The 18,789-nt window shown below is 66.1% G+C and carries 12 protein-coding genes and 1 riboswitch; of the genes, 10 read left to right on the forward strand and 2 right to left on the reverse strand.

Features of this window, described 5'->3' with window-relative positions:
• Positions 1 to 5: 5 nt before the first annotated feature.
• Together ACN5W5_RS16610 and tynA are read right to left on the reverse strand one after the other, a co-directional pair.
• Positions 6 to 557 (reverse strand): glycine zipper 2TM domain-containing protein, encoded by a 552-nt coding sequence (locus tag ACN5W5_RS16610; RefSeq protein ID WP_420049595.1) that lies wholly within the window; start codon positions 555 to 557, stop codon positions 6 to 8.
• Between the two features lie 142 nt (positions 558 to 699).
• Entirely contained in the window at positions 700 to 2,976 is a 2,277-nt protein-coding gene (gene tynA, locus ACN5W5_RS16615) for a primary-amine oxidase (RefSeq protein ID WP_420049596.1), read from the reverse strand.
• A gap of 131 nt (positions 2,977 to 3,107) precedes the next feature.
• On the opposite strand from tynA, the gene ACN5W5_RS16620 reads away from it, so the two are divergent.
• From ACN5W5_RS16620 to ACN5W5_RS16665, 10 genes are all read left to right on the forward strand, one after another.
• Positions 3,108 to 4,073, forward strand: a complete 966-nt coding sequence (locus tag ACN5W5_RS16620; protein WP_420049597.1) for a helix-turn-helix domain-containing protein — start codon at positions 3,108 to 3,110, stop codon at positions 4,071 to 4,073.
• A gap of 69 nt (positions 4,074 to 4,142) precedes the next feature.
• On the forward strand, positions 4,143 to 4,760 hold the full coding sequence (locus ACN5W5_RS16625; RefSeq protein WP_420049598.1) for a YitT family protein: 618 nt from the start codon (positions 4,143 to 4,145) through the stop codon (positions 4,758 to 4,760).
• A 375-nt stretch (positions 4,761 to 5,135) separates the two neighbouring features.
• A riboswitch (guanidine-I (ykkC/yxkD leader) is annotated at positions 5,136 to 5,253 on the forward strand.
• A gap of 55 nt (positions 5,254 to 5,308) precedes the next feature.
• A complete protein-coding gene (locus tag ACN5W5_RS16630) occupies positions 5,309 to 6,187 on the forward strand; it encodes an ABC transporter permease (RefSeq protein ID WP_420049599.1) in 879 nt (292 codons plus the stop codon).
• Positions 6,188 to 6,191: 4 nt separating this feature from the next.
• Complete coding sequence (locus ACN5W5_RS16635; RefSeq protein ID WP_420049600.1) at positions 6,192 to 7,046, forward strand: ABC transporter ATP-binding protein; 855 nt, start codon at positions 6,192 to 6,194, stop codon at positions 7,044 to 7,046.
• A 54-nt stretch (positions 7,047 to 7,100) separates the two neighbouring features.
• The gene (locus ACN5W5_RS16640) at positions 7,101 to 7,895 is read left to right on the forward strand and encodes an urea amidolyase associated protein UAAP1 (RefSeq protein ID WP_420049663.1); all 795 of its coding nucleotides are present in this window, start codon (positions 7,101 to 7,103) and stop codon (positions 7,893 to 7,895) included.
• Between the two features lie 11 nt (positions 7,896 to 7,906).
• The gene (locus ACN5W5_RS16645) at positions 7,907 to 8,569 is read left to right on the forward strand and encodes an urea amidolyase associated protein UAAP2 (protein WP_420049601.1); all 663 of its coding nucleotides are present in this window, start codon (positions 7,907 to 7,909) and stop codon (positions 8,567 to 8,569) included.
• Between the two features lie 80 nt (positions 8,570 to 8,649).
• On the forward strand, positions 8,650 to 12,270 hold the full coding sequence (uca, locus tag ACN5W5_RS16650) for an urea carboxylase (protein ID WP_420049602.1): 3,621 nt from the start codon (positions 8,650 to 8,652) through the stop codon (positions 12,268 to 12,270).
• Between the two features lie 33 nt (positions 12,271 to 12,303).
• Positions 12,304 to 14,133 carry an allophanate hydrolase gene (gene atzF / locus ACN5W5_RS16655; protein WP_420049603.1) on the forward strand — a complete coding sequence of 610 codons (1,830 nt, stop codon included), beginning with the start codon at positions 12,304 to 12,306 and terminating at the stop codon, positions 14,131 to 14,133.
• A gap of 90 nt (positions 14,134 to 14,223) precedes the next feature.
• Positions 14,224 to 15,423, forward strand: a complete 1,200-nt coding sequence (locus ACN5W5_RS16660; RefSeq protein ID WP_420049604.1) for a hypothetical protein — start codon at positions 14,224 to 14,226, stop codon at positions 15,421 to 15,423.
• Between the two features lie 257 nt (positions 15,424 to 15,680).
• Positions 15,681 to 18,698: an RNA-directed DNA polymerase gene (locus tag ACN5W5_RS16665; protein WP_420049605.1), complete on the forward strand. Its 3,018-nt coding sequence runs from the start codon at positions 15,681 to 15,683 to the stop codon at positions 18,696 to 18,698.
• Positions 18,699 to 18,789: the final 91 nt, after the last annotated feature.

An 18,789-nucleotide genomic window follows, 5' to 3' on the forward strand; every position in this document is an offset into this window, starting at 1 on the left:
CAGGCTTACGAACGCATCCCGGTCGGCGGCGTGACCACCACCTGCCCGTCCTTCACCGGCAGCGTGGCGCCCGGCTGGAACGACGTGCGCACCTTGCCCTCCTGGCCTTCGAGCCGGTAGGTCACGTCGTACCCGACCAGCTTCTGCGATTTGAGCTTCACCGTCCGGCAGCGGCGTTCTGTCGTCGTGACCACGTCGTTCTGCTGCAGGTTCTTTTGCACTTGGTTACCCGCGTAGCCCCCGGCCACCGCCCCGGCCACGGTGGCCAGCTTCTTGCCGTTGCCACCTCCGATGTTGCTGCCCAGCAGGCCACCCGCCACACCGCCGATCAACGAGCCCGCCACGCGGTGCTGGTCCTTCACCGGCGCCTGATGCCGCACCTGCACGTTCTCGCAACGCTCCCGTGGCGTCACCACGGTCTCCGTGACCTCTTTCACCGCGACCACGTCGGCGAACTTCGGCTGTGCCAGCGCCTGGTAGCCGGTGAAGCCGCTGGCCCCGAGCACCACCATGGCGATGCCGCCCACGGCAATCCCCTTCATCATTGACTTGTCCATGTGAAAACTCCTTCTTGTGTGGAGCGCAATGTAGGGCGGCCGTGTCAACGCACGATGCACAAAGGTGTCCAAATGCTGCAGCGTGTCACCCAACGCCGACAGGCCCGTGAAGGGCCTGTCGGATGATTCTGCGGAAGGCGGTTTACTTCGCGGTCTTCGGGGGCTGCACCAGCCCCAGCGTCGGGGTCTCGCTGAAGAAGTTCCAGGGCTTGAGCAGCACGTTGACCCACTCGGTCGGCATGATCGGCCACTCTTCGGCGCGCGCCACGTGCGTGGTGCCCGTGGTCAGCCAGACCACGTTGTCGGTGTTCACGATGGGCTGGTCGTCGGCGCTGAACTGGCCCAGGCCCGTGTCCTTGCTGGAACGGTTGGGGAAGCGGCCCTCGGGGAACTGCTCACCCACCTGGTAGCGCGTGACCCAGATCTGCTTGTCCATGAAGTTCAGGCGGTTGTAGATCCACTCGTCCTTGCCGAAGTTGGCGCCCTTGGCCACCGGGTGCGTGCCACCCGCGTAGGGGATCAGCTGGTACGACACCGGGTTGCCCACCTTGTTGGTCTTGCTGCCGTTGCTCAGCAGCCGGATCGTGGACGGGTCGAACTTCTGCGCCGCCTGTTTCTCGGTCGCCACCGTGCGCTGCGTGGTCTGCATGGTGCTGGTGCGCGGGCCGCCGGCCGTGTTGGGCGCCACCACCGGGTCCACCTCGGTCAGCGAGTTGGCCTCGCCGTCCACGTCCAGGTCGAGGCGGAAGTTGTAGATGTGCTGGTGCGTGGTGCCCACGATGTTGTGGTCGATCAGCGTGCCGTACTTGGTGTCCTCCGCGGCGCTGGGATCGGCCATGGTGCGCGCCTTCACGCCCTTCACCGCCTCGATGCCGGTGGCACCCGCGTTGATGCCGATGGTGCCGTTCTCCGCGAACACCCAGTCGAACATGTAGTCGTAATTGCCCACCGTGCTGATCCAGCGCACCACCAGCTCGCGGCGCTCGGTGCTGATGTTGGGCTTGCCCATTTCCTGGTGCTTGTACTCGGGGCCGGCGTAGCGCTCGAACACGGCGATCGCGTTGGGGATCGTCATCGGTGCGCCGGTGAAGTCGGCGATGGTCGCGTCCAGGAACACCGCGTTCTGTGGCGCGTCCTTGCCCGGCTCGATGGGCGAGGTGAGCGTGCCCATGCCGTACTCGCCCGAGTCCAGGTAGGCCTTGAAGTACCAGCCCACGTCCGGGTCGCCGTAGGGCACGATCATGCCGCCCAGCGTGCCCTCGTACATCACCTTGCGCTTGGTGCCCTTGTCGTTGTAGGTCACGGTCGAGAGCGAGAGCCCGGTGCGCGAGTTCAGGCCGATGTGGAAGTCCCAGTTGCGCCAGCTCAGCGTGTTGCCGCTGATGGTGTAGTTCTTGCCCTCGGGCTCGGTGATGTGCAGCGGCTTGTGCGGCGCGCTGCCCTTGCCGGCGCTGCCGTCGTAGGGCGTGGGCTTCATCGGCACCGGGATCACGCCCGCGTCCTCGATCTTGATCACCTTCTTCTGCTCCAGGTCCACCACCGCCACCAGGTTCTCGATCGGGTGCGCCCAGTAGTTGTTGTCGCCCACGTCGAGGTAGCTCACCACCTTGAGCAGGCGCTCTTCCTGTTTCAGCCCGTCCTTGCCGTCGAAGTAGCCCACCGTCAGCGGCGTGGCCACCACCTTCTTCACGTCGTTGATGCCGCGCAGCGCCAGCGCCTTGGCGTACTCCGGGCTGGCCTCGATGGCCGCCTGCACCCCGGCGAAATCGTCGATCAGCACCATGCCGTGCGCGCCCTCCACCGGCTGCCACTGCACCACCTTCTTGCTCGCCAGATCCACCGTGCCCTCGATCAGCTTGCGGCCGTCGAGGATCACGAACGCCGCCTGGCGCGGCGCCTGCACCGGCTTGCCTTCCAGCGCGTGCGCCCACACCTGGTCTTTCGGCGGCGCCTTGAGCACGATCTCGGTGAAGCGGTGGCCAGGCTTGAACTGGCCCGAGGCCTTCAGCACCTCCAGCGTCGCCTGGATCTCGTCCGCCGTGAGCGGGTTCAGCGGGTTGGGCTTGCGCTCGACCACGAAGGTCTTGTCCAGGCCGGACTGGAACACCTGCTGGAAGAAGTCGTGCGCCACATAGGGCGCGCCCTGGCGCATCACCACCGGCACGCCGAGCCGCAATGTCGCGCCATTCACCTGCGCCGTCTTCGCGCCCGGCTTCACGCGCACCAGGGTGCTGTTGCGCGAGAGCGTGAACACCCGGGCATAGCTGTCCCAGTGCACCGTGGCGTTGAAGTCTTTGGCGGCTTTTTTCAGCGGCACCATGCGGGCGCTGCCGCCGTGGGCCAGGGCCTGGGGGGCCCACAGCGCGGCGGCGGCGAGGGCGACGGCACTCAGTGCCAGGGGAAGGGAGCGGGTGGTCATGGAGGGACTCCTCGAGATACGGGTTGGGACAAGGTCCGCACCTTAGGGCGACCCGGCACCGAGGGGTTATCCGTATTTGGCAAATCTGCGCTGGCCCCAACAATGGCGCACAACTTGCATCGCGGACCGGCATGAACTTCGATCACTCCCACAGACGTGCACGCGATGCCGCGGAACAGGCCGCCAGCCTGCCCGACTGGGACCAGCGCTACGAGCAGCTCTCGGCCGGGCGCTTCGAGGGCGTGGTGGACGAACTGCGCGTGGGTCCGGCGCAGGTGTTTGCCGAGCGGGCCAACCAGGTCGTCATGCAGGCCGGGCACCTGAGCCCCCACCGCATGTCCATCGCGCTGGTGCGCGCCGCGGACACACCGGGCTGGTACTGCGGCCACCGGCTGCCCGGCGAACACCTCATCGGCATCTCGGCACAGGGCGATTTCGACCTCGTGGCCAGCGCCGGCATGCAGATCCTGGCGCTCTCGGTCGACACCCAGGCCCTGCGCGAACTGATGACCCAGGTGGAGGGACCGGACGCCGAACTGCCCGCCGTGCCCCTGCTGCTGAACGCCCCGCGCGCGGCCTGCGCTGAATACGGCCGGCTGCTCAACGCCGCGCTGGGCCTCGCCAACAGCCCGGCCGACCTCAGCGCCTACCCCGCCTCGCGCCGCATGCTCGCGCTCTCGCTCTGTGACGCCCTGCTCGCCAGCCTGCGCTCGGGCGAGCCACCGGGCGCGTTGCCCGCCTCGGCCGCCAGCCGGCGCCGCATCGTTGCCCGCGCGCGCCAGTACATGCAGGTCCACGCGCAGGAGGTGATCGCCGTGCCCGACCTCTGCCAGGCCATCGGCACCTCGCGACGCGCGCTGCAGTACGCGTTTGAAGAAGTCATGCAGATCAGCCCCGTCACCTACCTGCGCGCCATGCGCCTCAACCAGGTGCGCAGCGAACTGCGCCAGAACCGGGCAGCGCCGGTGGGCGATGTCGCGGCGCGCTGGGGCTTCTGGCACCCCTCGCGCTTCGCGAGCGACTACAAGGCCCTGTTCGGCGAGCTGCCTTCGGCCACGCGCAGCGCGGCGGCGTCCAGGGAACCCCTGACGGCCTGAGGGTGGGGTGCGCCGGGAGGCCACACGGCCGGTCCGCCGCCACGGCACGCCCCGTGCTTGTCCCCCACCATGGACTCCGCCGCCCCCATCGCCCCCGCCACCCACTCCTGGTTCGACGACACCCACGCGCTCATCGCCGGCTCGCTCTTCGTCGCACTCGGCATGACCATGTTTGGCCACGCCGGCCTGCTGACCGGCGGCGTGGCGGGCGTGGCCTTCCTCGCCAGCTACGCCAGCGGCCTGCCCTTCGGCCTGTTCTTCTTCCTGTTCAGCCTGCCGTTCTTCGTGCTGTCCTGGTACCGGCTCGGCCCGGCGTTCACCTACAAGAGCTTCGGCGCCGTGGCGCTCGTGTCCGCCTGCACCACGCTGGCACCCAAAGTGGTGCGTTTCGAGCTGCTCAACCCCTGGGTTGCCTCGGTGCTTGGCGGCTTCCTGATCGGCTTCGGGCTGCTCGCCCTGCTGCGCCACCAGGCCAGCGTGGGCGGCGTCAACATCCTCGCGCAATGGCTGCAGCAGGCCAAAGGCTTCAGCGCCGGCAAGGTGCAGATGTCGGTCGATCTGGTCGTCGTGCTCGCGGCATTCTGGGTGCTGCCGCCCATGCAGGTCGCGCAGTCGGTGGTGGGCGCGGTGGCCATCGGCGCCATCCTGGCGCTCAACCACAGGCCGGGGCGGTACCTGGGGGTGTGAGCGGTGCCTCCCCCCGTTCCTTGGGAGCCGGTGTGGAGGGCTTGTGCACAGGAAGAGCATCGACCGGCTCAAGAGCCAGGTAAAACCACCGAGGCCATCGAGGCCGTCCGCGACGCGCCACCGGGCGAACACGCCCGCTGGGGCGAAGAGGTGTGCAACTGGGTCCGAATTGGAAAGGCCGATTTCGCCGCCACCCAGGCCAACCTCGCAGCGTTCTTTGGGGACGATCTTTCTGCTGCGATCGTGTTCGCGGCTCGGCGGGTGGTCTGTCCGGAACTCAAGTAGCGGCATTTCGATGCTCTGCCGGCCCCTGGCACCAAACCTGCTAACTACGTAACCCAGAGAGGCGAGTGCACCAAAACGGTGATTCGCTGCCTTGAAGACCGCTAGGGTTCCGGGCGTTGCTCATACATATAGGTAGAGCGCGCCGTCTGGTCCGAGAGCAGTCGGCCACGATCGTGTGGCTCCACGGAGGGACAAAAGCCCGGGAGATGCTTCGCTGCTTGCGCACGAGCCTCTCGCTGTTTGTCCCCCGTCAGGAGCCCCGCATGTCCCGCCTTCCTCCGCCCGCACCCATTCCGCCACCGGCCCGCGCCGGAGCGCCCGGCGCTGTTGCGTCTGCACGCCCGCCACGGCGCACTGGCTTCTGGACGGTGCGCACCGGCATCTCGCGCCGCGCCTACTGGGTGTTTGCGCTCACCGGCCTGATCACCCCGCTGCTGATGTGGGCCGCGCTCGCCGCCTGGGGCGGCATGGACCCGACCTTCCTGCCTTCGCCCACGGCGGTGCTGGCCAAGACATGGAACTGGGCCACCGAGACCGGCCTGCTCGAAGACATGGGCATCAGCGTCTACCGCGTGGTCGCGGGCTTCGTGCTCTCGGCGGTGATCGCGCTGCCGCTGGGGCTGCTGATCGGGACTTTCCGCTCGGTGCAGGCGCTGCTGGAGCCGCTGACCGACCTGATCCGCTACATGCCCGCGGTGGCCTTCATTCCGCTGGTGATGCTGTGGGTGGGCATCGACGAGGGCTCCAAGATCGCGATCATCTTCATCGGCACTTTCTTCCAGATGGTGCTGATGGTGGCGGAAGACGTGCGCCGCGTGCCGGCCGCGCAGGTGGAGGCGGCGCAGACCATGGGCGCGAACCGCCGCGAGCTGCTCGAAAAAGTGATCCTGCCCAGCGCCAAGCCGGCGCTGCTCGACACGCTGCGCATCACCATGGGCTGGGCCTGGACCTACCTGGTCGTCGCCGAGCTGGTGGCCGCGAACTCGGGCCTGGGCTACGCCATCCTGCGCGCGCAGCGCTTCCTGCAGACCGACACCATCTTCGCCGGGATCATCGTCATCGGCCTCATCGGGCTGGTGACGGACCAGCTGTTCCGCTGGCTGCACCGCCGCGCCTTCCCATGGCTCTATCTGAAAGGCTGATGCGATGAACACCCCCATCAACACCCTTCCCAAAATCTCCATCCGCGGCCTCACCAAACAGTTCGACGGCGCACCCACCCACGCGCTGGACAACGTGGACCTGGACATCGGCGCCAACGAGTTCGTCACCTTCGTGGGCGCGTCGGGCTGCGGCAAGAGCACGCTGCTGCGCACCATCGGTGGGCTGGAGGTGCAGACCGCCGGCGAACTGCTGGTGGACAACCGGCCGGTCACCGGCCCGGGCATCGACCGCGCCATGGTGTTCCAGCACTACAGCCTCTACCCGTGGATGACGGTGATGGAGAACATCAAGTTCTGCCGCCAGCTCGCCGCGCACACGCAGGACCGCAGCTCCAGCGACGTGGAAGCCGCCTCGGGCCGGGCCGACGCGCTGCTGCGCCTGATGGGCCTGCAGGCTTCCGCGGGCGCCTGGCCCAACCAGCTTTCGGGCGGCATGCAGCAGCGCGTGGCGATCGCGCGCGCGCTGATGGGCCGGCCCGACATCGTGCTGATGGACGAGCCTTTCGGCGCGCTGGACGCGCAGACGCGCGAGGTGATGCACGACCTGATCCGCTATGTGCACCGGCTGGAGAAAGCCACCATCGTTTTCGTGACGCACGACGTGGAAGAAGCGCTCTACCTCGGCAGCCGCGTGGTGCTGATGGCGCCGCGCCCCGGGCGCATCGACACCATCTACGAGGTGCCCTTTGGCGACCAGCGCACGCAGGACCTGAAGCACGCGCCCGAGTTCCTGCGACTCAAGCGCGACATCCTGGAACGCATCCGCGAAACGTCCGGCATGAAGACCGACCTGGAACAGCTGCAACGCCTGAGCGGCGCGGTGACTGAAGCCGCCTGAACCCTGGAGACCCCCATGAACCTCAATGACCTCCCCGACCCGCTGACCACCGTCATGCCCAACCCGCCGCTGGCCGCGCCGGTGGACGCGCCCGCCTTCTGGCAACGTTTCCCCGCGCCCGCGCTGGCCGGCGTGGACACGAACAAAGTGATGTGGAGCGAGGTGGTGCCCGGCGGCAGCCACTGGAGCTGGCGCATGCCGCGCGGCAGCGCCATCCGCTTCGTGGCGCTGGACGCGGGCGCCAACATGAGCCTGGTGCTCTACAGCGCGCTGGAAAAGCTGGAGCGCTACAACATGCCCGACAGCCTGAAGGCGCAGCACACCGCGCACTACACCAAAGGTCATGTGCTCATGAGCGACATGGGCCGCAGCATGGCCAGCGTCACCGCCGACAGCCTGGGCTGGCACGACCCGCTGGGCGCCCTGCTCGACAACGAACTGATGGCCAGCAAATACGGCGAGCAGCGCTACGAACAGGCGCGCAACGCCATGTACCGCTCCGGCAAGGACGGCCTGCTGATCGAGATCGGCAAATACGGCCTGACGCGGCGCGACCTGATCGCGCCGGTGAACCTGTTCAGCAAGGTGAGCGTGGACGCGCAGGGCCGCTTCGGCTTCGCGGCGGACCACGCGAAGGCGGGCGATTTCGTGGAACTGCGCTTCGACATGGACGTGATCCTCGCCGTGTCCAGCGCGCCGCACGCGCTCGACCCTTCGCCGGTTTACGCGCCAAAGAAAGTGGGCCTGCTGGCCTGGCGCTGCGGCGCTGCGCCGGCACAGGACTTCTGCCGCGCCTTCCGCCCCGAGAACGCGCGCGCCCTGCACAACAGCGACATGTTGTACCTGTGAGGAGACAGACGATGAACACCGCCACCGACATCCGTATCCTGGAGAGCACGCTGGACCCGGCGAATGCCGTGCTGAACCAGCGCCACCCCGCGGGCGAGCCCATCCTGTTCGCGGTCAACAAGGGCCAGACCCTGCGCATCGTGGACCTCGAAGGCAACCAGGCCGCCGACGTGATCTTCTACAACCGCGACGACCCGGCCGAACACTACAGCGCGACCGACACCATGGTCCACCAGGGCGGCATCTACCTGACCACCGGCTCCGTCATCCGCAGCAACGACGGCCGGCCCATGCTCACCATCGTGGCCGACACCTGCGGCCGCCACGACACGCTCGGCGGCGCCTGCGCGGCCGAGAGCAACACGGTGCGCTACGCGCTGCAGAAGAAGTACATGCACAGCTGCCGCGACAACTACCTGATCGCGCTGCAGCACGCCGACATCGGCCTCACCAAGCGCGACCTGGTGCCCAACATCAACTTCTTCATGAACGTGCCTGTCACCGAAGGCGGCGACCTGAAGTTCGACGACGGCGTGTCCGGCCCGGGCAAGTACGTGGAGATGCGCGCCGAGATGGACGTGTGGGTGCTGATCAGCAACTGCCCGCAGCTCAACAACCCCTGCAACGCCTACAACCCGACGCCCATCCAGCTGTTGGTCTGGAATCCCGTCTGAACGATCTGGTGTGAACCACTGCTGCGGGACGGCCCGCAGCTTTCAGCCCCATTTGCAGGACGGCCTGCCCCGGAGACTCCATGTTCAGCAAGGTCCTGATTGCCAACCGCGGCGCCATCGCGTGCCGCATCATCCGCACGCTCAAAGCACTGGGCGTGCAGAGCGTGGCCGTGTATTCCGAAGCCGATGCGCAGGCGCGCCATGTGCGCGAGGCCGACGAGGCCTACCTGCTCGGCCCGGCGCCCGCCGCCGAGAGCTACCTGCGCGCCGACCGCATCCTGCAGATCGCTCAAGACTGCGGCGCGCAGGCCATCCACCCCGGCTACGGTTTCCTGTCGGAAAACCCCGGTTTCGCCGAAGCCTGCGAGGCCGCGGGCATCGCCTTCATCGGCCCCACGCCGGCGCAGATGCGCGCCTTTGGCCTGAAACACACCGCGCGTGATCTGGCGCAGCAGCGCGGTGTGCCGCTGCTGCCGGGCTCGGGCCTGTTGAGTGACCTGGCGCAGGCGCAAACCGAGGCCCAGCGCATCGGCTTCCCGGTCATGCTCAAGAGCACGGCGGGCGGCGGCGGCATCGGCATGCGGCTGGTGTGGAACGCCGCCGAGCTCACCGACGCGTTCGAGAACGTGGGCCGCCTCGCGCAGGCCAACTTCAAGGACGCCGGCCTGTTCCTGGAAAAGTACGTGGAGCAGGCGCGCCACATCGAGGTGCAGGTGTTCGGCGACGGCGCGGGCGGCGTGATCGCGCTGGGCGAGCGCGACTGTTCGGTGCAGCGGCGCAACCAGAAGGTGATCGAGGAGACCCCGGCGCCGGGTCTCACCGACGCGCAGCGCAGCGAGCTGCACGCCACCGCTGTGCGGCTGGCGCAGGCGGTGGACTACCGCTCGGCCGGCACGGTGGAGTTCGTCTACGACGCGGCCACCGGCGCCTTCTACTTTCTGGAGGTGAACACGCGCCTGCAGGTGGAACACGGCGTGACCGAACAGGTGAGCGGCGTGGACCTCGTGGCCTGGATGCTGCAGTTGGCCGCGGGCGACCTGCCGCCACTGGCCACGCTGCAACCTACGTTGCGCGGTGCGTCGATGCAGGTGCGGCTGTACGCCGAAGACCCGGCACGCAACTTCCAGCCCTGCGCGGGCTTGCTCACCGAGGTGGTGTTCCCGGCCGACGCCCGCGTGGACGGCTGGGTCGAGCGCGGCACCGAGGTGCCCGCCTGGTACGACCCCATGCTGGCCAAGCTCATCGTCACCGCCGACACGCGCGAACAGGCGCTGCAAAAGATGGAAGCCGCGCTGGACGCGACGCGCCTGGCCGGCATCGAAACCAACCTGGGCTACCTGCGCCAGGTGGTGCGCAGCGCGGTGTTCCGCGAAGGCCGGCAGGTCACGCGTTTCCTCAACGGTTTTGAGTACCGGCCCGCGACCATCGAGGTGCTGGAGCCGGGTGTGCAGACCAGCGTGCAGGACTGGCCGGGCCGCACCGGTTACTGGGACGTGGGCGTGCCGCCCAGCGGCCCGATGGACGCCTACGCGCACCGCCTGGCGAACCAGCTGGTGGGCAATGCGCCCGACGCGGCCGCGCTGGAGATCACGCTCGCCGGCCCCACGCTGCGCTTCAACACCGACGCCGTGGTGGCCGTGACCGGCGCACCGGTGAAGCTCACGCTCGACGGCCAGCCGGTGGCGATGTGGCAGGCCCTGCAGGTGAACGCGGGCAGCACGCTGGCCGTGGGCCGCACCGAAGCGGGCGTGCGCCTGTCCCTCGCCGTGGCCGGCGGGCTCGACGTGCCGGCCTACCTCGGCAGCCGCAGCACCTTCACGCTCGGCCAGTTCGGTGGCCACGCGGGGCGGCACCTGCGCGCGGGCGACGTGCTGCACCTCGCGGGCACGGCCGCGCCGGCGGCCGTGGCCACACCCGCCACGCTGATCCCCTCCTACGGCCACCACTGGGACGTGGGCGTGCTCTACGGCCCGCACGGCGCGCCCGACTTCTTCCAGCCCGACGACATCGCCACCTTCTTCGCCACCGACTGGAAGGTGCACCACAACAGCAGCCGCACGGGTGTGCGCCTGATCGGCCCCCGGCCGCAGTGGGCGCGGGCCGACGGCGGCGAGGCGGGGCTGCACCCCTCGAACATCCACGACAACGCCTACGCCATCGGTGCGATCGACTTCACCGGCGACATGCCCGTGATCCTCGGGCCCGATGGCCCCAGCCTCGGCGGCTTCGTCTGCCCCGCCGTGGTGGTGAACGCCGAGCTGTGGAAGCTGGGCCAGCTGCGTCCGGGCGACACGGTGCGTTTTCACCGGCTCTCGCTGGCGCAGGCGGCTGAGCGCGAAGCAGCGGTGGAGGCTGCGCTGTCTTCCCTGGCCGGCGCGCTGCCTGCGGCGCCGAGCGACGACGCAGAGGCCCACACCACACCGGTGATCTACGAAGACCCCGCGCGTGAAGACGTGCCCGCCATGCTGGTGCGCCAGGCCGGCGACCGCTACATGCTGCTGGAGTTCGGCCCGCTGGTGCTGGACATCGAGCTGCGCCTGCGCGTGCACGTGCTGATGACGGCGCTGAAGGACCTGCAGGCGCAGGGCCAGCTGCCCGGCATCATCGACATGACGCCCGGCATCCGCTCGCTGCAGGTGCATTTCGACCCGGCGCTGATCGCCCGCGACGCGCTGCTGAAAGTGCTGATCGCCACCGAGGCCGCGCTGCCGCCGGTGGACGACATGGTGGTGCCCAGCCGCACCGTGCACCTGCCGCTCTCGTGGGACGACCCGCAGACCAGGCTGGCGATCGAGAAGTACATGCAGTCGGTGCGGCCCGACGCGCCCTGGTGCCCGAGCAACATCGAGTTCATCCGCCGCATCAACGGGCTGGACAGCATCGACGAGGTGTTCAAGATCGTGTTCGAGGCGCCCTACCTCGTGCTCGGCCTGGGCGACGTCTACCTGGGCGCGCCGGTGGCCACGCCGCTGGACCCGCGCCAGCGCCTCGTGACCACCAAGTACAACCCGGCGCGCACCTGGACGCCGGAGAACGCGGTGGGCATCGGCGGCGCCTACCTCTGCGTCTACGGCATGGAAGGCCCTGGCGGCTACCAGTTCGTGGGCCGCACGCTGCAGATGTGGAACCGCTGGCGCCATGGCGAGGCCGGCTCGGTGTTCGAACAGCCCTGGCTGCTGCGCTTCTTCGACCAGATCCGCTTTTATCCCGTGAGCCAGGACGAGCTGCTGCGCATCCGCGCCGACTTCCCTCACGGCGGCTATCCGCTGCGCACCGAAGAAGGCAGCTTCAGCCTGAAGGACTACCGCCGGTTCCTCGCCGACAACGCCGAGAGCATCGCGGCCTTCAAGGCCACGCAGCAGGTGGCGTTTGAAGCCGAGCGCGAACGCTGGGCCGCCGCCGGCCTGGCCGAGGTGGCGAGCGAGGCCGACGTGGAAGCGGCCGGGCCCGACAGCGAGATCGACCTGCCCGAAGGCGGGCGCCTGATCGCCACCAGCGTGCCCGGCAACGTGTGGAAGGTTGCGGTGAGCGAAGGCCAGCAGGTGCAGGCCGGCGACGTGCTGATGGTGATCGAGTCCATGAAGATGGAATTCAACCTGCTCGCGCCCGCCAGCGCCACCGTGCACCGGCTCATGTGTGCCCAAGGCGGCTCGGTGGCCGCGGGGCAGAACGTGCTCGTGCTGATCGACGAACCGGTCTGACCTTCATTCCAAAAAACACTCAAGGAGCCCAACATGAACCTGAGCACCCTCTCTTTCGACATCGCCAACCTGCAGGCCGCCTACGCCAGCGGCGTCACCGTGCGTGCCGTGATCGCCGAAGCCATGCGCCGCTGCGCCAGCGACACCAACAGCGCCTTCATCCACCGCCTCACCGACGCCGAGATCGAACCCTTCCTCGCGCACCTCGACGGCGTGGACCCGGCGAGCCTGCCGCTCTACGGCGTGCCCTTCGCGCTCAAGGACAACATCGACCTCGCGCACATCCCCACCACCGCGGGCTGCCCCGAGTTTGCGTACACCCCCGGCGAGAGCGCCTTCCTGATCCAGCAGCTGGTGGCGGCCGGCGCCGTGCCGCTGGGCAAGGCCAACCTCGACCAGTTCGCCACCGGCCTCAACGGCACCCGCTCGCCCTACGGCGCGTGCCAGAACGCCTTCAACCCCGACTTCGTCTCGGGCGGCTCCAGCTCGGGCTCGGCCGTGAGCGTGGCCAAGGGCTGGGTCACGTTTTCATTGGGCACCGACACGGCGGGCTCGGGCCGTGTGCCCGCGAGCTTCAACAACCTCGTCGGCCTCAAACCCACCATCGGCCTGCTCTCGGCCACCGGCGTGGTGCCCGCTTGCCGCTCGGTGGACACCGTCTCCATCTTCGCCCTCACCGCCGCCGACGCGCAGGCCGTGCTCGCCGTGGCCGCGGTGCCCGACGAGGCCGACGCCTTCAGCCGCGCCGCCAAACCCTTCGGCGTGGACTTCTCGGCCGGCCCGTTCCGCTTCGGCGTGCCGCGCCCGCAGGATCTGGCCTTCTTCGGCAACGACGCAGCGGCGGCGCTGTTCGCCGAGTCGGTCGAACGCCTCAAGGCCCTGGGCGGCACCGCCGTCGAGATCGACCTCACCCCCTTCCTCGAAGCCGCGCGCCTGCTCTACGAAGGCCCCTGGGTGGCCGAGCGCTACGTCGCCATCAAGGACTTCATCGACGCACAACCCGAAGCCGTGTTCCCGCCCGTGCGCACCATCATCGAAGGCGGCAAAGCCAAAACCGCGGCCGACGCCTTCGCCGCGAGCTACAAGCTCAAGGCCCTCAAGCGCGTGTGCGACGCCGTGTGGAAAGACATCGACTGCCTGCTCACGCCGACGGCGGGAACCATCTACCGCATCGCCGACATGCAGGCCGACCCGATCCGCCTCAACAGCAACCTGGGCTACTACACCAACTTCATGAACCTGCTGGACTACGCCGCCGTCGCGGTGCCCGCAGGCTTCCAGGCCAGCGGCGACGCCCAAGGCCTGCCCTGGGGCGTGACCCTGGCCGCGCCCGCGTTCAAGGACGTGCCCCTGCTGCGCCTGGCCGACCGCTTCCACCGCGCGCAAGCGGCGCTGTCACTCGGCGCCACCGCCGCGAAGCTGGCCGACACCCCCGCCATCGGCACCGAGCTGCCCAAAGGCAGCAACACCGCCGGCACCGTCAAGGTCGCGGTCTGCGGCGCGCACCTCAGCGGCCTGCCGCTGAACTGGCAACTCACCCAACGCGGCGCGCGCCTGCTCGGCGCGGTGCAGTCCGCACCCGAATACAAGTTCTACGCCCTCGCCGGCGGCCCGGTCCAGCGGCCCGGCATGGTGCGCGTAGCCGAAGGCGGCGCCGCCATTCACATGGAAGTCTGGGAACTGCCCGCCGAACACTTCGGCAGCTTCGTCGACGGCATCCCCGCGCCGCTGGGCATCGGCAAGGTGAAGCTGGCCGATGGCAGCTGGGTCAGCGGCTTCGTGTGCGAGGCGATCGGGGTTGAGGGTGGGACCGATATCACGGCGCTGGGCAGCTGGCGGGCTTGGTTGGCGCGGCAGGGCTGAGGTGCCTTACGTGCTGGATCGGTAGCTTTTGCACGAAACGAGTCCGATAAGCTACCGGATCGTCGCAATACGCCACCTGGCCGAACAAGTATGTCCATTGCCGCTGACTTCAATGCCAGTCTGGTCTGCCCGCCCTTTGAGGAGGTGATTGTTGAGCTGCAGAAAAAGAATCGATCGCCCAGGGTGAGCTGTTTTGCCCTCAGGAATGAAATTGCTCCCAGCGATCTCTATTGCTATCTCTACGCACGCTTCGGTCTTCCAAACGGTCCGCAAAACTTCCTTCGCAACGACAGCTCCGACAACTTGGTTCATTGGGAATGGATGCTACGCGCTGGAACGGGCTGGATCCTGTTCCAAGGAATGAACTTTCGAACCACTGTAATGCTTCTCGACGTCCCGGACGTCAGCCAAGCCGATATGCCGGACCTCGCCGCGCAGATGAAGGCGGACTTCGAGGTGCACGGCAAGCAGATGGCTCAGCTGAGGAAATCGCTTGAGGACTGGACCGAGTTTGTCAATCCGTATCAGCGCATTCGAAGCTCTGTGAGCTCACTGCGGCGTGAGCTAAACGCTTTGAACCTCCAACCCGAGAATGAGGCGATTCCCGACATAAATAGTGTTCAGCAAGCGCTTGACACCGACTGGTCGGAGATCAGTGCGCGCTATTCCAAGGGGCTTGGTTTGTGCTTTGGAATCCGATCGATGCTTCCGGTGATGGCAGAGGCATTCGTCAATCTCCTCCTGTTCGCGCTCATGCGACCAGAGCTCAAGTCTGACGAGAGGCTGCGGGACAACGCCATCCGGCAACCAATCGACGTTCGCATTAAGACCTTGTCGATGACCTGCATCGGCTTCGAATCACATATCGACTACAAGCACGCCGCGTTCAAGGCCTATCACACGCTCGTTAACGAGAGAAACGACCTCCTCCATGGCAACGTTGTACTCGACAAGCTCAAGTTCAATGAGGTCTATTTCAACGGGCGCGTTCCAGTCTTCAAACACTACCGGTCGCTCTGGGAGCGCACTGTTGGTGTGGACATTCAAGCCGTTGGTCTTCATCGTTTGGCTCATGAGATTCAAGTGGTAGACGAGATGATTGCCCAGGTGAAGAGCCACCTGAATCACAAGACGCTTCAGTTCATAGAACAGGTGTCTGCCGAACGAGATCTGGCACTCGACGAAGGGAGAGGCATCTTCGGCGTGCTGTTCTCGCGGCGCCTGGTGGACATGTTCTTGCCTCCCGAAGTCGGTTCAGATGCTGCCGCCAGAACTGAGCACGACGTGTGAGGTCTTGCAATTAGTGACCGCTTGCGACCGAACAGGAGCCTTACGTATGCATGAGGCGAAGGGCTGAAATGGCCAGTTTCAGACATTAGTGACCGGCAGCATCTGCCGATGCTCAGTGGGCTAACTGACACAGAACAACCCACGCCAATTCACTGCGTAAACTGCAGATCGCTTCGAAGCACTTGTTTCAAGGTGCGATGAGTTGCGAGCGCGTCACGACGCCCCAATACCATCGATGCCCCAGCGAAAGATCTCCAATGACCAGCCTCAATGATCTCGGCTTAGCCTACCGAAAAGCCAAAGTCGATCTGTACTACTCGTCCAATGCCTCGCTGGACGCGATTGCGGACTACGAAGAGACCCTTCACGACAATCTCAGCGCCTTGCTGGTCAAACTCCAAGGCGACGATGAGTCCTGGGTCACGCAGCCCGAGTTCATCGGTGGTTGGACCCTGGTCGCCAAGTCCGTGGACATGTCGTGCTGGGAGCAATACCGCGAGCAGCACGGCAACGGTCTGATCTATTCCTCACCCGCCGAGGAATGGGAGCACGCCTGCTGCCTGCTGGGCGAAGGCGACAAACCCCAGAAGCCCAAAGCCGAGTTCCGGGTAATGGCTCAGTGCAGCCTGGACTTCCACGTACTGTCCACGCTGTGGATGCTGAAGGTTGGTCACCTCTTTGATGCCAAGCTGACGAGCTGCGCCTATGGCAACCGTCTGCGCCGCACACAGGACCGCAAGACCATCAACACACTCTCCCTTGGTACCTTTGAGTCCTATCTCAAGCCCTTTCGCGACTGGCGCGACAAAGGCATTCAGGCCATGCGCACCGCACTGGATGCCAACAAAAAAATCGTGGCGCTCACGGCGGATGTCAGTTCGTTCTATCACGAGCTGAGTCCCGATTTCATGCTCGCCCCGGCATTCGTAGTCGATGTGCTGGGCTTGGAATTGTCAAGCTCGCAAGCCAAGCTTCATCGCATATTCATTCAGGCGCTGAAGGCGTGGGCAGCTGCCACACCGTTGAAGAAGGGCCTGCCGGTCGGGCTGCCGGCGTCAGCCGTGGTAGCGAATGTGGCGCTGGTCGAATTGGACCGCATCGTAGAGCAGCAGCTCGCGCCGCTGTACTACGGCCGCTATGTAGACGACATCCTTCTGGTTATGGAGAACGGAGCGAACTTCCGATCCACCGCCGAACTTTGGGAATGGCTGTTTGCCCGATCTTCTGGCAAGTTGGCTTGGGTGTCTGGCCACGAGCACAAGCAAATCGGCTTCCAGCCCGCCTACCTGAACGACAGCGAAATCCGCTTTGCCAACGCCAAAAATAAGGTATTCATGCTCGCCGGCGAGCCGGGCAGAACCTTGGTAGATGCCATTGCCCACCAGATCCATGCGCGGGCCAGCGAGTGGCGCGCCATGCCCCGCCTGCCACGCTCGGCCAGCCATGTGGGAACCGACCTACTGGCCGCCACGCAAAGCGACGGCGAAGCGGCCGACAACCTGCGCAAGGCCGATGCCCTGACCATGCGCCGCGCTGGCTTTGCCATCAAGCTACGCGACTTTGAAGCCTACGAGCGCGACCTGCTGCCAGAGGCTTGGCAAGCGCACCGTCATGCCTTCTTCCGTGCCTTTGTGCAACACGTGCTAGTGCTGCCGCAGTTCTTTGACCTGGCGGTGTACCTGCCCCGGGTCATACGGCTGGCAACAGCCTGCGAAGACTTCGAGGCCGTACGCAAAATCTTGCGCGCGCTGGAGAAACTCTGCACCCAACTGACCGATAGTTGCGCGCTAGGAGTCAAAGCCTGTCCAGCCGACAGCGTGCCGCCTGCATCAGAAGTAATGAAGGTCTGGCAGAAGCAGCTCTACACCACCGTGCGCGAGAGTATCAGCGCGGCCTTCCCGCCCCGGCTATCGAAAGACGGCAAGGCAGCATGGCAGGCGCACATGGCGGACTACATGCCTGTGCTGGACCTCGATGCGCTTCTGAGCTGGTATTTGTCACCCAAAGGCTTCCAAGACCAACAGGCTCGCCTTTTCTCGTTCGATCTGGCGCACATGCCCTTCCGCTTCCTGGGCCTGCCTAAGGAAATGGTGGCTCAGCGGGGCATTCCGGCTAAGAAGACGGTGTCGACCTGCGCCCATGCGGCGGACCTGCTGCCAGACCCCGTGCTCAGTGGCACACAGCACCTGGCCAAGTGGACGCGCTTCAAAGGCCTCCCACACGGCCTGCTGTTTGCCACTCGCCCATACAGTCTGCCGGAGCTATTCATCCTGAACAAATCGGCCTATGACGCTGCTGAGCACGAGGTCATGCAGGCCGTCGTGCTGGCTGCTCGTGGCTTCAAACTTGGTAACGCTGCGCCCAGTTTCGACAAACATGACGTACTGCAAATCCCCGATGGCCAGTCACGGCACCGGTACGGCATTGCCGTTTCCAGCTGGAAAACACAGATGGCGAGTTGGACCGCCTCGGTTATGCGCATGCCCGATCCCGATGCCGAGCGCTATGCCCGCCTATGTCATTTGCTAGATGGGGTCATTGCGCAGCCACAACACAGCCGCTACTTGGTGTTGCCCGAGCTAGCCTTACCTGCGCACTGGTTTATCCGCATCGCCCGCAAGCTGCAAGGGCGCGGCATATCGCTGATCACCGGCATCGAGTACCTCCACGCCAGCAAGGCACGGGTGCGCAATCAAGTGTGGGCTGCTCTGTCGCACGACGGCCTGGGATTCCCTTCGCTGATGATCTACCGGCAAGACAAGCAGCGCCCGGCCTTGCATGAAGAGCAGGAACTAAAGCGCTTGGCCGGGCTGGAACTAAGGCCGGACAAGGCCTGGAGGACACCACCCATCCTGCAGCATGGCGACCTGCGCTTTGCCCTACTGGTGTGCAGCGAGCTGACCAACATTAGCCACCGCGCTGCCCTGCGCGGCAAGGTAGATGCGCTCTTTGTGCCTGAGTGGAACCAGGACACCGAAACTTTCAATGCGCTCGTGGAGTCTGCCGCCTTGGACATACATGCCTTCATCGTCCAGTGCAACGACCGCCAGTACGGCGACAGCCGAATCCGAGCCCCGTTCAAGGAGAGCTGGCAGCGCGACCTGCTGCGAGTCAAGGGCGGCATCACCGACTACTGCGTAATCGGCGAGATCGACGTGATGGCGCTGCGCCAGTTTCAGAGCAGCCACCGCTCACCGGCATACCCCTTCAAGCCAGTGCCAGATGGTTTTGAGATTGAGTTTGGCCGCAAGGTGTTGCCGGCGGGAGAAGGGTGAGTGCAGGAGGTTTAGTGCGCTGCTCGCAACCTAGTGCAATGCAAACTTGTACGGCAAGCGGCCGCGGGTTGGGAGTCCAGCATTTGAATTT

Source organism: Hydrogenophaga sp. ZJX-1 (assembly GCF_048590325.1).
Lineage (GTDB): Bacteria > Pseudomonadota > Gammaproteobacteria > Burkholderiales > Burkholderiaceae_C > Hydrogenophaga.

Excerpts from the sequence above, each read along its gene's own strand:
- ACN5W5_RS16610 (WP_420049595.1), bottom strand. The coding sequence starts at position 557 with ATGGACAAGTCAATGATGAAGGGGATTGCCGTGGGCGGCATCGCCATG.
- tynA (WP_420049596.1), bottom strand. The coding sequence starts at position 2,976 with ATGACCACCCGCTCCCTTCCCCTGGCACTGAGTGCCGTCGCCCTCGCC.
- ACN5W5_RS16620 (WP_420049597.1), top strand. The coding sequence starts at position 3,108 with ATGAACTTCGATCACTCCCACAGACGTGCACGCGATGCCGCGGAACAG.
- ACN5W5_RS16625 (WP_420049598.1), top strand. The coding sequence starts at position 4,143 with ATGGACTCCGCCGCCCCCATCGCCCCCGCCACCCACTCCTGGTTCGAC.
- ACN5W5_RS16630 (WP_420049599.1), top strand. The coding sequence starts at position 5,309 with ATGTCCCGCCTTCCTCCGCCCGCACCCATTCCGCCACCGGCCCGCGCC.
- ACN5W5_RS16635 (WP_420049600.1), top strand. The coding sequence starts at position 6,192 with ATGAACACCCCCATCAACACCCTTCCCAAAATCTCCATCCGCGGCCTC.
- ACN5W5_RS16640 (WP_420049663.1), top strand. The coding sequence starts at position 7,101 with ATGCCCAACCCGCCGCTGGCCGCGCCGGTGGACGCGCCCGCCTTCTGG.
- ACN5W5_RS16645 (WP_420049601.1), top strand. The coding sequence starts at position 7,907 with ATGAACACCGCCACCGACATCCGTATCCTGGAGAGCACGCTGGACCCG.
- uca (WP_420049602.1), top strand. The coding sequence starts at position 8,650 with ATGTTCAGCAAGGTCCTGATTGCCAACCGCGGCGCCATCGCGTGCCGC.
- atzF (WP_420049603.1), top strand. The coding sequence starts at position 12,304 with ATGAACCTGAGCACCCTCTCTTTCGACATCGCCAACCTGCAGGCCGCC.
- ACN5W5_RS16660 (WP_420049604.1), top strand. The coding sequence starts at position 14,224 with ATGTCCATTGCCGCTGACTTCAATGCCAGTCTGGTCTGCCCGCCCTTT.
- ACN5W5_RS16665 (WP_420049605.1), top strand. The coding sequence starts at position 15,681 with ATGACCAGCCTCAATGATCTCGGCTTAGCCTACCGAAAAGCCAAAGTC.